Origin of the sequence: Streptomyces sp. NPDC015125 (genome assembly GCF_043080045.1) — a bacterium.
In the GTDB taxonomy this organism is placed as follows: Bacteria; Actinomycetota; Actinomycetes; order Streptomycetales; family Streptomycetaceae; genus Streptomyces.
Genome location: NZ_JBIBVF010000010.1, coordinates 66,662 through 79,493, shown reverse-complemented (window position 1 = coordinate 79,493; position 12,832 = coordinate 66,662). Strand labels below are relative to the sequence as shown.

The 12,832-nt window shown below is 72.2% G+C and carries 10 protein-coding genes; 2 read left to right on the top strand and 8 right to left on the bottom strand.

Going from position 1 to position 12,832, the window contains the following annotated elements; genetic code table 11:
• Positions 1-58: 58 nt before the first annotated feature.
• Positions 59-856 carry an SDR family NAD(P)-dependent oxidoreductase gene (locus ACF088_RS21915; protein WP_392377456.1) on the bottom strand — a complete coding sequence of 266 codons (798 nt, stop codon included), beginning with the start codon at positions 854-856 and terminating at the stop codon, positions 59-61.
• Entirely contained in the window at positions 853-2,196 is a 1,344-nt protein-coding gene (locus tag ACF088_RS21910; protein WP_392377455.1) for an enolase C-terminal domain-like protein, read from the bottom strand. The genes ACF088_RS21915 and ACF088_RS21910 overlap by 4 nt, the downstream gene beginning before the upstream one ends.
• A 261-nt stretch (positions 2,197-2,457) precedes the next feature.
• On the opposite strand from ACF088_RS21910, the gene ACF088_RS21905 reads away from it, so the two are divergent.
• Positions 2,458-3,630: a PAC2 family protein gene (locus ACF088_RS21905; protein WP_392377454.1), complete on the top strand. Its 1,173-nt coding sequence runs from the start codon at positions 2,458-2,460 to the stop codon at positions 3,628-3,630.
• Positions 3,631-3,729: 99 nt separating this feature from the next.
• On the opposite strand, the gene ACF088_RS21900 is transcribed toward ACF088_RS21905, so the two are convergent.
• From ACF088_RS21900 to ACF088_RS21880, 5 genes are all read right to left on the bottom strand, one after another.
• Positions 3,730-6,786, bottom strand: coding sequence for an NPCBM/NEW2 domain-containing protein (locus ACF088_RS21900; protein WP_392377453.1), 3,057 nt, complete (start codon positions 6,784-6,786; stop codon positions 3,730-3,732).
• A gap of 312 nt (positions 6,787-7,098) precedes the next feature.
• The gene (gene mshC, locus ACF088_RS21895) at positions 7,099-8,328 is read right to left on the bottom strand and encodes a cysteine--1-D-myo-inosityl 2-amino-2-deoxy-alpha-D-glucopyranoside ligase (protein WP_392377452.1); all 1,230 of its coding nucleotides are present in this window, start codon (positions 8,326-8,328) and stop codon (positions 7,099-7,101) included.
• Between the two features lie 131 nt (positions 8,329-8,459).
• On the bottom strand, positions 8,460-9,389 hold the full coding sequence (locus tag ACF088_RS21890) for an SCO1664 family protein (protein ID WP_392377451.1): 930 nt from the start codon (positions 9,387-9,389) through the stop codon (positions 8,460-8,462).
• On the bottom strand, positions 9,353-9,943 hold the full coding sequence (locus ACF088_RS21885) for a DUF3090 domain-containing protein (protein WP_392377450.1): 591 nt from the start codon (positions 9,941-9,943) through the stop codon (positions 9,353-9,355). The genes ACF088_RS21890 and ACF088_RS21885 overlap by 37 nt, the downstream gene beginning before the upstream one ends.
• Before the next feature lie 120 nt (positions 9,944-10,063).
• A complete protein-coding gene (locus ACF088_RS21880) occupies positions 10,064-10,762 on the bottom strand; it encodes a histidine phosphatase family protein (protein WP_392377449.1) in 699 nt (232 codons plus the stop codon).
• A 59-nt stretch (positions 10,763-10,821) separates the two neighbouring features.
• On the opposite strand from ACF088_RS21880, the gene corA reads away from it, so the two are divergent.
• Positions 10,822-11,814 (top strand): magnesium/cobalt transporter CorA, encoded by a 993-nt coding sequence (corA, locus tag ACF088_RS21875; protein ID WP_392377448.1) that lies wholly within the window; start codon positions 10,822-10,824, stop codon positions 11,812-11,814.
• 36 nt (positions 11,815-11,850) lie between these two features.
• Here corA and ACF088_RS21870 read toward each other — a convergent pair whose 3' ends face one another.
• Positions 11,851-12,639, bottom strand: a complete 789-nt coding sequence (locus ACF088_RS21870; RefSeq protein ID WP_392377447.1) for a ferritin-like domain-containing protein — start codon at positions 12,637-12,639, stop codon at positions 11,851-11,853.
• Positions 12,640-12,832 lie beyond the last annotated feature (193 nt).

The window sequence follows — 12,832 nt, the reverse complement described above, 5'->3', positions numbered from 1 at the left end:
GCGGGATATCGGGGCGTGGCCCGGATACGGGTCGTGGCGGGATACGGGTCGTGGCCGGTCAGGTAGCGGGCCGCAGCCGCAGCCCCTGCATCCCGCCGTCCACGGCGAGCGCCGTCCCGGTGATGCCGGAGGCGGCCGGGGACGCCAAGGAGGCGATGGCGGCGGCCACTTCGTCCGCGGTGACCATCCGGCCCATCGGCTGGCGGGCGTTGAGCGCGGCGCGTTCGGCGGCCGGGTCGTCGGCCCGCTCCAGCAGCCGGCCGACCCACGGGGTGTCGGCGGTACCCGGATTGACGCAGTTGACGCGGATGCCCTCGCGGAGGTGATCCGCGGCCATCGCGAGGGTCAGCGAGTAAACCGCGCCCTTGCCGGCGCTGTAGAGCGCGCGCTGCGGCAGGCCGGCGGTGGCGGCGATGGAACAGGTGTGGGTGATGGAGACCCGCCCCGGGGCGCCGGCGGCGGTGCGGCGCAGCGCCGGGAGCGCGGCGCGGGCGGTGCGCACCAGGCCCAGCACGTTCACGTCCAGGACCCGGACCCACTCCGCGTCGTCGTTGTCCTCGACCGTGCCGACGGCGCCGATACCGGCGTTGCCGACGAGGGTGTGCAGGGCGCCCAGCTCCCCCACCGCTTCGCCGACGGCGGCGCGTACCGCGGCGTCGGAGGTGACATCGGCCGTGACCCGGATCGTCCCGGGGGGCGCGCCGGAGGGGTCCCGGTCCAGGACGGCGACCTTGGCGCCGCGCGCCAGCAGCAGGGCGGCGGTGGCCGCCCCGATGCCGGAGCCGCCGCCGGTGACGAGCGCGGCCATCCCCTCGAAGTCGGCCGGCGGCCGGGCGTGGTGCGGGGCGGAACTCATGCGGAGACCTCCTGTTCGCCGGGCCGGCTCTGCGGGGAGCGACGGGCGCGCCACACCGGCCCGTCGGGGAAGCGGTGGGCGGCGATCGACGCCGGCTTCATCCGGGCCGAGAAACCGGGCGCGGTCGGGGCGCGGTAGCGGCCGCGCTCGACGACGACGGGATCGCTGAAGTGGTCGTGCAGATGGTCGACGTACTCGATCACCCGGTCCTGCCGGCTCCCGGACACCGCCACGTAGTCGAACATCGCCAGATGCTGCACCAGCTCGCACAGCCCGACCCCGCCCGCGTGCGGGCACACCGGCACGCCGTACTTCGCGGCCAGCAGGAGGATCGCCAGGTTCTCGTTGACCCCGGCCACCCGCGCCGCGTCGATCTGGACGAAGTCCACGGCACCGGCCTGCAGCAGCTGTTTGAAGACCACCCGGTTGGCGACGTGCTCGCCGGTGGCGACCTTCACGGGCTGGCCGGAGCGCACCGCGGCATGCCCCAGGACGTCGTCCGGGCTGGTCGGTTCCTCGATCCAGTAGGGGGCGTACGGCGCGAGCGCGGTCATCCAGCGGACCGCCTCGGCCACGTCCCAGCGCTGGTTGGCGTCGACGGCGATCCGTACGCCGGGGCCGACCGCGTCCCTCGCCAGCCGCATCCGCCGCTTGTCGTCGTCGAGGTCGGCGCCCACCTTCAGCTTGATCTGGCCGAAGCCCTCGGCCACCGCCTTCTTCGCCAGCCGCACCAGCTTGCCGTCGTCGTAGCCGAGCCAGCCGGGCGAGGTGGTGTACGCGGGGTAGCCCTCGGCCTTGAGGCGGGCGGCGCGCTCGGCCCGGCCGGGCGCCGCGGTGCGCAGGATCGCCAGCGCCTCGTCCGGGGTCAGGGCGTCGGAGAGGTAGCGGAAGTCGACGAGGGAGACCAGCTCCTCGGGCGTCAGCGCGGCAAGGAACTCCCACACCGGCAGGCCCGCCCGGGCGGCGGCCAGGTCCCAGGCGGCGTTGACCACGGCGCCGGCCGCCATCTGCATCACGCCCTTTTCGGGGCCGAGCCAGCGCAGCTGGGAGTCATGGGTGAGGTCGTGGTGGAGTGCGGCGAGCGCGGCGGCGGTGGCGGGTACGGGGCGGCCGACGACGTACGGAGCGAGGGACCGGATCGCGGCGGCCATGACATCGTTGCCGCGCCCTATCGTGAAGCAGAGGCCGTGGCCCCGCGGTCCGCTGTCGGTGTGCAGCACGACATAGGCGGCGGAGTAGTCGGGGTCCGGGTTCATGGCGTCCGAGCCGTCGAGCTGCTCCGAGGTGGGGAAGCGGACGTCGTGGACCTCGAACGCGGTGACGGTGTCGGCCGCAGCCATGGGCATGCCCCCTGAGATGTTGCGGAAGAACATCGGACCTCTCCCGGTCATCCGATGTATAGACCCGCGTGTCGGCCACCGTCCAGACCCCGTACGGAAGTTGACCGAACATCCCCCACAACAGATCGGATGAATCCCGCCCCCCTCACGCAAAGGGGCTGCGAACCGGCACCACGGACGCCGTAGTCTTGGGAACGCACGCAATGGAACTGCTGCCGGCGGCCGCCCCAGGTGGCCGGACCGGTCGGAAGGAGGCGCTGGGTGATCGAGCTCGAGGGGGTGCCCGAGCTGATCGACCCGGTCATGGTGGCCGCGTTCGAAGGCTGGAACGACGCCGGCGACGCCGCCTCCGCCGCGGTCGCGCATCTGGACCGGGAGTGGAAGGGCGAGGTCTTCGCCGCGCTGGACGCGGAGGACTACTACGACTTCCAGGTGAACCGCCCGACCGTCTTCCTGGAGGGCGGCGTACGCAAGATCACCTGGCCGACGACCCGGCTGTCCGTCGTCCGCGTCGGCGACAAGAACGGCAAGGGGCGGACCCGCGATCTCGTCCTGGTCCGCGGTATCGAGCCCAGCATGCGCTGGCGCTCGTTCTGCAACGAAATCCTCGGCTTCGCCCATGAGTTGGGCGTGGAGATGCTGGTGGTCCTGGGCTCGCTGCTCGGCGACACCCCGCACACCCGGCCGGTGCCGGTCAGCGGGGTCACCTCCGATGCGGAACTGGCCGGCCGGCTCGATCTGGAGGAGTCGCGCTACGAAGGCCCGACGGGCATCGTCGGCATCCTCCAGGAAGCCTGCACCCACGCGGGCGTTCCCGCGGTGAGCCTGTGGGCGGCGGTTCCGCACTACGTGTCCCAGCCGCCCAACCCGAAGGCCAGCCTCGCGCTGCTCAACCGCCTGGAAGACCTCCTCGACGTCCGTATCCCGCTCGGTGAGCTGAGCGAGGACGCGCGCGCCTGGCAGCTGGGCGTGGACCAGCTGGCGGCGGAGGACAGCGAGGTCGCCGAGTACGTCCAGTCGCTGGAGGAGGCGCGGGACACCGCGGACCTGCCGGAGGCGTCCGGCGAGGCCATCGCCCGCGAGTTCGAGCGCTATCTGCGCCGCCGTGACCCGCAGGCCGGTCCCGGTGTGGCGACCGAGGGCGGGCTCGCCGAGGGCCGCGACAGCTCCTACCTCCGCGACTCCACCAGCGGCCGCGCCCGACCGCCCCGCCCGGTGTCCAAGGAGCCGCGGGAGCCGAAGCCCGGCGACGACACGGGTACGGGGCCGCAGGACACCGGCAAGGGCAAGGGCTCGGCGGACACCTCCGGCCCGTCGGGAGGCGCGGATGCCTCCGGCCCGTCGGGAGACGCGGACACCTCCGACCCGTCGGGAAACGCCGACTCCGCCGACTCCGCGCGCCCGGAGGACGGCCCGGAGGACGCCGGAAGCTGAGCGCCGAGACCGCGCCGCAGCACACCACGGGCGCCGGACCGGCCATCGAGCCGGGCCCGGCGCCCGTGTGCTGCCCCGCCCGCCGGGGCGGGCCCCCGCTCACCCCGAGCAGTGGAAGCGCGCCCCCGCCCAGTCGCCGTGATCGCCCGACTTCTTGCCGTCCGTATCGGTCACCTTGAGGCGAACGTGCCGGACGCCGCCGAGCGGCACGTCCACCGCCACCGGTACCGAGGTGCCGGTCAGCTTCGGTGAGGTCCACAGCACCTTGCCGTCGCCCTCCACCGAGAAGGCGACCTGCCCGTAGTCGGCGATCTCGTCGTCGATCCCGGCGTCCGCGGTGAAGGACGTGCAGCGGCCGCCGGTGAAGAACTCCAGGTCGGAGTCGGCGTGGGTCCCGAGGCCCTTGGCGTACGTCTTCCCGGCGAGGGTGAGCGGATGGCCGTCCGCCGCCCCCGACTCGCCGTTGCTGCGGTCCCGTTCGGCCGGCCCGTAGCCGTTGGCCCGGCTCAGCCACTCCAGATCGCTCGCCCAGGTGTCGGCGGTGGGCGCCGGTGGTACGGCCCGCACCCCGAAGCGGTGCACCGCCGTCCGCAGCGCGCCGGCCGAGCGGTAGCGGACGGTCGCGGTGACGGTGACCGGGTTCGCGCTTTCGGCGTCCTTGGGCGCGGTGAGCCTCAGCGCGTCGCGCCGGGTGGTTCCGGCCGCGATCCGCGTATGGCGCACCGGCGCCGAGACGGTCCAGCCCTTGGGCGCGGACAAGGACACCGACACCTCGTGTGCCGTACGGGTGCCCGCGCTGAGCGCCGTCCGTACGGCCGTCGGCACGCCCTTGGTCACTTCCTGGCCACCCGGCGTGGTCACCGCGACCGTCCCGCCCGGGGTCCTGCCGCCGACCGCGCTCGCGCCCTTCAGCATCAGGGTGAACGCGCGGCCGGTGGAGCGGGAGGCGGTCTTGATCCGGACGACGCCCGCGCGGTCGGCGGGGTCGTGGAACCAGCCCTCGTCCGCCGCCTCGAACGCCCCCGCGGACGGCAGCCGCTTCAGCGGCCGGCCGTCCAGGGTGACACCGCGCGGGGCGTCCCCGGTGTGCACGGTGAAGCGGTACGGCCGGGCCGTCTGCTTGCCCCGGAACGAGCCCCGCAGGGCACCGACGCCGATCCGTACGTCGCCGCCGCCGGAGCGCGGCGCCGCCACCTGCACCCGCTGGGTGGCGCTGCTGCCGTTCCGGTGCGCACGGGTCACCCCGTCGTCCTCGTAGAGGGTGAACGAGGAACGGCCCTGCGGGTAGACGTCCCAGGCGAGCGGCGAGTGTGCCGTCCGGTCCCGGTACGAGCTGATGCCCGGCCACATCGGGACGGCGGCACCGGCCTTGACGAAGAGCGGCAGGGTGTCCAACGGCGCGCTGTAGCCGTCGACGGTGGCCGGTCCCCGGTAGGTGCGTCCGGACCAGTAGTCGACCCAGGTGCCCTTCGGGAGATAGATGCCGTCGCGGGTGTCGCTGTCCTGGTAGACGGGCGCGACGAGGAAGTCCCGGCCGGTCAGGAACTCGTATTTGGCTGCGTCGGTGGCGGCCTTCGGGTCGTCGGGGTATTCGAGCGACAACGGGCGCACCGGCCCGACGCCGGTCCGGGTCGCCTCGGCCGCGTAGGAGTACATGTACGGCAGCAGCGACTCCTTGAGCTTCAGGTACTTCCGGTTGATGGAGGTGTAGGGCTCGCCCTGGCGATAGGGCTGTTTGTCACTGTCCGCCCAGCCGTCCATCGTCATCATCGCCGGGAGGAAGGACTTCCACTGCAGGTCGCGGACGTAGGTGCGGGGGCTGCCGCCGAAGATGCCGTCCACATCGCCGGTCGTGTAGGCGAGTCCGGACATCGTCGCGCCGGCGTAGGTCGGTATCTGCCAGCGGATGTAGTCCCAGGTGCCGCTCTGGTCACCGGACCACTGGACACCGCAGCGCTGGGCGCCCGACCAGCTCTCGGGGGCCCAGGTGAAGCCCCGGGCGTCGCTGTTGTCCTCGATGCCCCGGTAGGCGTCCTTGCAGCCGTCCAGGGCGAATTTGTAGCCGTCGCCGACCCAGGCGACGTCCAGTTTGGCGATCCGCTGGCCCGCCTTGACCTGGTCGGCGAGCTTGCCGATGCCGTCCTCGGTCCACAGTCCCAGCTTCATCTTCCGCTCGCCGAGGCCCTTGGAGGTTTCGGCCAGGTTCTCGTAGCCGCAGCCGTAGCCGTCGTTGACCAGCATCCAGCCGTTGGGCAGGTCGTGATCGGTGTAGCCGTCGGCGACCTTCAAGGCGTCCAGGGTGTGCCTCTCCCCCCGGTTCGCATTGTGCAGATAGCAGTCCGAATCACCGATCTCCAGGCCGTACAGCGGCGGCAGGAAGGGCTTGCCGGTCAGCGAGGTGTACTGGCCGATGACGTCCTTGGCGCTCGGCCCGGCGAAGTAATAGGCGTCGAACCGCCGTTCCTTCGTGCGCGTCGTCACCGGCTCGCCGAAGGCGTAGGTATTGGGCGCGTACGTATTGCGGAAGACCCCGTAGCCCGCAGACGAGAGGTAGAACGGGACGGAGTTGGGGTGTCCGCCGTCGTCCCAGTGGTAGTCGACGCCGACCTCGACGGTGTGGCCGCGGTGCGAGGTGTTGCCGCGCCCGTTCTGCATCCCTGCGCCGTAGAACTGCTCGTCGGTGCCGCGCGCCAGGGTCTGGGTGGTGGTCGTGTCGTCCCAGCTCAGCCCCTTCGCCTCGGACCACACCAACGAGCCGTCGGCCCGTCGCAGTTCGAAGCGCAGCGGCGCCTTGAAGGCCTTCAGGGTGACCTGCGAGGTGCTGAGTTCGTAGGCGTCGCCGGCATCCCGCCAGTGGGTGGCGGGCGGTGCGCCCTGAGGCAGCACGATGTCCTTGCCGGTGGGGTCGGAGAAGGTGCCGTCCGGGGCGAGTTCGACGCGGAAGGTCCGGTCCGTCACAAAGCTGACGCGGGCCTCGGCCCGGCCCGCGTGCAGATGGTAGACGGGCCCGTCCGCAGCGAAGCCGGTGATGTCGCCGACGGTCTGTGCGGGTGCGCGGCCGTCCGCCCGTACGCTGCCCGCCGGCCCCGCGACGGCCGCCACGAGCCCGAGCAGCGCGGCAACGACCGCCACCCGCAGTCCTGTTGGTTTCCTCATGCCCGCAGCTCTAGCGCGCCGGCGAGCACGGCGACCATGGACTCTTGGGTCTCGTTGCTGGACTTCTGCCCGGGGCCGCAGGCGGCTTGCTGGACTTCTGCCCGGGCCGCAGGCAGCAAGCCCCGCTCCGGACCGGCCCCTTGGCGCTCCCCCGCCCCCTCCCCCCTCTCCCCCTTCGGGGGAGGGGGCGGGGGTGGGTTCGGGGGTGGGGGGAGTAAAGGGGGTGCGAAAAACGAGCGCGAACAAAGGGGCGCCCCCGCCACTCGGCGGAAGCGCCCCGGGGGACGGGAGGCGAGGGTCAGCGGGCGGCCGTCACAGGGCCACGCCGAGCAGCGCGTCGACCGCACGGGAGACGAGGCCGGGAGCGCCCTCGTCACTGCCGCCGCCGGACTCCTGCGCCGCGGCCCAGCGGTCCACGGCCGCGAGCGCCGCCGGGGAGTCGAGGTCGTCGGCCAGCGCCGTACGCAGCTCCTCCAGGAGGGCGTCGGCGGACGGGCCGTCGGGACGGGAGACCGCGGCGCGCCAGCGCGCCAGCCGCTCCACGGCCTCTGCAAGCACCGCGTCGGTCCACTCCCAGTCGGCGCGGTAGTGGTGCGCGAGCAGCGCCAGACGGATCGCGGCCGGGTCGGTGCCGTTGCGCCGCTCCGCGGAGACGAAGACGAGGTTGCCCTTGGACTTGGACATCTTCTCGCCGTCCAGGGCCACCATCCCGGCGTGCACATACGCCTTGGCGAAGGGGTATTCGCCGGTGAGCGCCTGGGCGTGCGAGGCGCCCATCTCGTGGTGCGGGAAGGCGAGGTCGGAGCCGCCGCCCTGGACGTCGAAGCCCATGCCGAAGTGGTCCAGGGCGATGGCGACACACTCGATGTGCCAGCCGGGCCGGCCACGGCCCAGCGAGCCGCCGTCCCAGCTCGGCTCGCCGTCGCGGGCGGCCATCCACAGCATCGGGTCGAGCGGGTTCTTCTTGCCTTCGCGCTCGGGGTCGCCGCCGCGCTCTGCGGACAGCAGCCGCATCGCCTCGGCGTCCAGCCCGGAGACCTCGCCGAAGTGCGGGTCGGCCTCCACGGAGAAGTAGGTGTCACCGTCCAGGTCGTAGGCGGCGCCGGCGTCGCGCAGCCGCTCCACCAGCGGGACGATGCCGGGTATTGCCTCGACGGCGCCTATGTAGTGGCGGGGCGGCAGCATCCGCAGGGCCGTCATGTCCTCGCGGAAGAGGGCGGTCTCGCGCTCGGCGAGCGCCGTCCAGTCGACGCCGGTGGCGACGGCCCGCTCCAGCAGCGGATCGTCGACATCGGTGACGTTCTGCACGTAGTGAACCTGGCGCTTCGTGTCGAGCCACACGCGCTGAACCAGGTCGAACGCGTTGTAGGTCGCCGCGTGCCCCATGTGGGTGGCGTCGTACGGCGTGATGCCGCAGACGTAGATACGGGCGACGGGACCGGGGGCGAGGGTCACCCGTCCGCCGGTCGCGGTGTCGTGGATCCTCAGGTCGCGGCCCTGGCCAGGCAGGGCGGGGACCTCAGAAGCGGGCCATGCATGCATGCCATGAGCCTAACCGGACGGATGTTCCGTCTACGAACGGGATCAGAGGTCTGGCCGGAAAGGCGGTCTTGTGTTCAGTGGCCGAACATGCAAGCGGATCCGGCGGTGTCCCGCCGCGCCCACGGCGGATCTCAGACCGGCGGCCAGGGAATGGCGGGCCATTCGCCGCTCGGCTCCGGGTGCCGGCCGCTGCGCAGCAGCCCGGCCACCCGCGCCCGCAGCGCCTCGATCTCGTCCGGTGTGATCAGTTCGGCCAGTCGGGCGGCGAGCGGTCCGGCGCCCTCCAGTGCCTCCTGAAGGCCCCGCAGCACCTCCAGCGCCTCGTCGGTCAGCGGCTCCCCCGCCCACCCCCACAGCAGCGTGCGCAGCTTGTCCTCGGCGTGGAACGTGACGCCGTGGTCGATGGCGAAGAACTCCCCGCCGGCGCCGGGCAGCAGATGGCCGCCCTTGCGGTCACCGTTGTTGATCACGGCGTCGAGTACCGCGAGCCGCCGCAGCCGTGGATCGTCGGCGTGCACCAGCAGCGCGGTGCGGCCCTCGCCGATCTGCGCGGAACCGACCGCCTTCCAGCCGGGTCCCGGCTCCTCGTCCTCCACCAGGGCCAGCAGCTCGGGTACCTCGTCGCTGCTCTCCGGCGGATCGATCCACTCCTGGACCATCCCGGTGCCGTACGGGCCGTCGCGCAGCACCGTCACCGGGATGAGGTCCCAGCCGCAGGCACGGGAAATCTCGTATGCGGCGACCTCGCGCTGGGCGAGCGTGCCGTCGGGGAAGTCCCACAGCGGACGCTCGCCGGCGACCGGCTTGTAGACGCAGGCGGCACTGCGGCCGTTCTGCGCGACCGTGCAGTAGAGCACGGCGTTGGACGCCTCCTGGATGCGGCCGCGCACGGTCAGCTCGCCGTCGGTGAGCAAGGCGTCCGACAGGTCGCCGGTGGGCCCCGCCGCGGCCGACGGGGGGTCCTGGGGTGCGACGGGGCCGGGCAGCGGCGCGGCCCGCCCGGCCGGTTCGGCGGGCACGGCGCTCAGGCGTCCCGTCGGTATCCGTTCTGGCGCGGGCATACGTGTCCCTCCGGGTCGAGCGGCAGGCTGCACAGTGGGCAGGGCGGGCGGCCGGCGTTGACCACTTCGAGGGCTCGCTTGGCGAATGCCCTGGCCATGGTTCCGGTCAGGCGCACCCGCAGCATCGGCGGGCCGTTCTCGTCGTCCTGGAGCAGCCGCTCCTCCGCGTCGGCGAGGTCCTCGTCGCTGTCCGCGTCCAGCTCGACCAGGGCCTGTGCCTCGACGATCATCCGCTCGTCCTCGCCGTCCCAGGCGAGCGCCATCGTGCCGACCCGGAACTCTTCCTCGACGGGCGATTCCAGCGGGGCGGCGTCGGCCAGCTCGGTGGGCGAGACGGCGGGCACCGGGGCGTTGCCGCCGCTGCGCCGCACGACCTCGTCCAGCAGCTCGTCGATCCGCTCGGCGAGGGCTGCGACCTGGGTCTTCTCCAGGGCGACGCTGGTGGTGCGGCCGGAGGCGGTGGCCTGGAGGTAGAAGCTACGGCGGCCAGGCAGCCCGACCGTACCGGCCACGAAGCGGTCCGGCGCGTCGTAGAAGAACACCTGACGGGACAACGTCCTGCTCCGATTGCTCGACTGCGGGGTCACTGCGGTCGCTGCACGTCCTGCGGTCACTGCGCGGATCGCAGGTGCGTGGCGGGCAGCGCCGTCGCACCACCCTACTGCGCCGACTGATCACGCTGCTCCCGCACCACCGCCGACGGCCGCGTCCCGGCCGGCCGCCGCGCTGCCGCCGTCCTCCCGGGGCGCGAGAGATCCGAAGTCACCGGTGTCCCCGAGCCGTACGAGGTAGGGGCGCAGCCGGGTGTAGCGGATCGCGGTGACCGAACAGGGCTCGACGGAGATCCGCTGGAAGAGGTCGAGGTGCATGCCCAGGGCGTCGGCGACCAGGGATTTGATGAGGTCGCCGTGCGAGCACATGACATAGGCCGCCTCGGGGCCGTGCGCCTCTTCGATGCGGGCGTTCCACTCGCGTACCGCGTCCACCGCCCGGGCCTGCATCGCGCGCATCGACTCGCCGCCGGGGAAGGCGGCCGCGGAGGGGTGCTGCTGGACCACCTCCATCAGCGGCTCGTCGCTCAGCTCGGCGAGTTTGCGGCCCGACCAGTCGCCGTAGTCGCATTCGCTGATCCGGTCCTCGATGTGCAGCGTGAGCCACGGCCGGGCCTCCAGCAGCGGCGCCACGGTCTCCCGGCAGCGCTGCAACGGGCTGGAGACGACGGCGGTCAGCGGCACCTGGGACAGCCGTGCGGGCAGGGCGGCGGCCTGGGCGCCACCGCGCTCGTCGAGGGCGACACCGGGGGCCCGCCCGGCGAGCACTCCGGCGGTGTTGGCGGTGGAGCGGCCGTGCCGCACCAGGATCAGCGTGGGCATGAGCGCCACCCTACGTTCCCGGTCCGTGTTCCTGGCAGACGGCGGTGTGACGAGCGAGAATGCCAGGTGTGATCGTGGACTGCGCCATCTACCGGGACGGCCGCCGCGCCGAGTGCGCGACCGACTTCTCCCGCGCGCTGGAGGAGGCGCGGGCCGAGGGTGATGCCTTCCTGTGGCTGGGGATGTACGAGCCGACGGAGCGGGAGTTCGATCTCGTCAGCAGCGAATTCGGGCTGCACCCGCTGGCCGTCGAGGATGCGCTCAAGGCGCATCAGCGGCCCAAGCTGGAGGTCTACGACGACTCGCTGTTCATGGTGCTGAAGCCGATCACCTACGACGACGAGGCCTCCACGGTGACCGCGTCGGAGGTGATGGTCTTCCTGGGCGAGGCGTTCGTGGTCACCGTCCGGCACGGCGAGGCCAGCCCGCTGGCGGCGGTGCGCCGGCGGCTGGAGGAACACCCGAAGATCCTCCGGCACGGCCCCGGGGCGGTGCTGTACGCGGTCTGCGACGCGGTGGTCGACCACTACATCGACGTGGCCTCCGAACTCCAGCTGGATCTGGAGGAGTTGGAGGCGGAGGTGTTCGCGCCGGTGCGGCGGGACACCAAGAACACCGCGGCTGAAATCTATGCGTTCAAGCGCGAGGTGCTGGAATTCCGGCGGGCGACCGGCCCCCTGGCCGCGCCGATGACCCTCCTGCAGAACCCCGGCGTGCCGTACGTGCACGACCACGCCCGGCCGTTCTTCCGCGACGTCGACGACCACCTCACCCGCGCCAACGAGTCGGTGGAGAGCCTGGACCGGCTGCTCTCGGACATCCTCGCCGCCCATCTGGCGCAGATGGGCGTACGGCAGAACGACGACATGCGCAAGATCTCGGCCTGGGCGGCGCTGGCGGCCGTACCGACCCTGATCGCCGGCATCTACGGCATGAACTTCGATTACATGCCGGAGCTGAAGTGGCACCTGGGCTATCCCACGATCCTGCTGGTGATGGTCGTCATCGAGGTCTCGCTCTACCGGCTGTTCAAACGCCGCGGCTGGCTGTGACGTGGGCGGTCCCGGCAACCGTGCGCCCCGGAGGGCTCAGGCGAATTCCGGCGCCGAGGTGGCCGGGCCACCCAGCGCGTCCCGGCGCTCGGGCATCCGGAGGCTGACCATCCGCCGCCAGCCGCCGAGCCGCTCATAGCCGTACATCGCCCGGATCCCGGTGGTGATCCCGCCGTTTTTCCCTTTCGGCCACCGCAGGATGCGGCCCATGTGGTCCATCACGGCCAGGCTGACGTCCCGGTAGACGACCATCTCGGCATGGGCGCAGTCGTGCAGGATCCGTTGGATGGTCCGGCCGTGGCCGAGGCGGGCCAGCCGCAGCAGTTCCTCGTGACAGTACGCCAGGTGATTGTCCTCGTCGTGGGAGATCATCCGGATCGCCTTGCCCACCTCGGGGTGGTCGCCGAAGTACTTGTTGAGCATCACCATCTGGTCGGCGGCACGCTGTTCGGTGACCCGGCTGTGGGCGAGGTAGGTGATGATGTCGAGCTCGGTGAGCGGTTCGTCGCGGCGCAGCTTGTCGTGTGCCAGGCCGATGCCCTGCCGCTCCAGCAGCGCGGTGTAGTCGGTCTCCGCGGGGACTTCGGCGGGCGTCAGGCCGCGCTTGCGCAACAGGGCGTGGAAGATCCGGCCGTGCTTGTCCTCGTCCGCGCCGTGCCGGGTGACCTTGGGCGCCAGCGCACGCAGCGAGGCGGGCATGAGGGCGGCGATCCGGCCGTTCTCCCAACCGCCCTGAGCCTCTCCGCTGGCCGCGATGGAGCAGAACAGGCGGTAGGAGTCGTCGTTGTCGACGATCTCCTGGAACAGGCTTCGGGCCGAGATCATCTGCGCCACCTCCGAACGGACACACCCGTAGGAAAAGTCAAAGCGGGTGTTCCGCGGGAGGCAACCGGAGCGGCGGCCCGTGCGGCCGTTCGGTCGATGTCCTTCCCGGTGGCGGGCGTAACCCGGGCGTGCTTCACCGCGTTGTGCTGCCCGACGGCCGCGGCGGGGAAGATCCCCCGAGCCCCCGCCACGG

What these genes read in the sequence shown, in the direction of transcription:
- ACF088_RS21915 (WP_392377456.1), bottom strand. Translation starts at nt 856, where the DNA reads ATGAGTTCCGCCCCGCACCACGCCCGGCCGCCGGCCGACTTCGAGGGG.
- mshC (WP_392377452.1), bottom strand. Translation starts at nt 8,328, where the DNA reads ATGCATGCATGGCCCGCTTCTGAGGTCCCCGCCCTGCCTGGCCAGGGC.
- corA (WP_392377448.1), top strand. Translation starts at nt 10,822, where the DNA reads ATGCCAGGTGTGATCGTGGACTGCGCCATCTACCGGGACGGCCGCCGC.
- ACF088_RS21900 (WP_392377453.1), bottom strand. Translation starts at nt 6,786, where the DNA reads ATGAGGAAACCAACAGGACTGCGGGTGGCGGTCGTTGCCGCGCTGCTC.
- ACF088_RS21880 (WP_392377449.1), bottom strand. Translation starts at nt 10,762, where the DNA reads ATGCCCACGCTGATCCTGGTGCGGCACGGCCGCTCCACCGCCAACACC.
- ACF088_RS21870 (WP_392377447.1), bottom strand. Translation starts at nt 12,639, where the DNA reads ATGATCTCGGCCCGAAGCCTGTTCCAGGAGATCGTCGACAACGACGAC.
- ACF088_RS21890 (WP_392377451.1), bottom strand. Translation starts at nt 9,389, where the DNA reads ATGCCCGCGCCAGAACGGATACCGACGGGACGCCTGAGCGCCGTGCCC.
- ACF088_RS21910 (WP_392377455.1), bottom strand. Translation starts at nt 2,196, where the DNA reads ATGGCTGCGGCCGACACCGTCACCGCGTTCGAGGTCCACGACGTCCGC.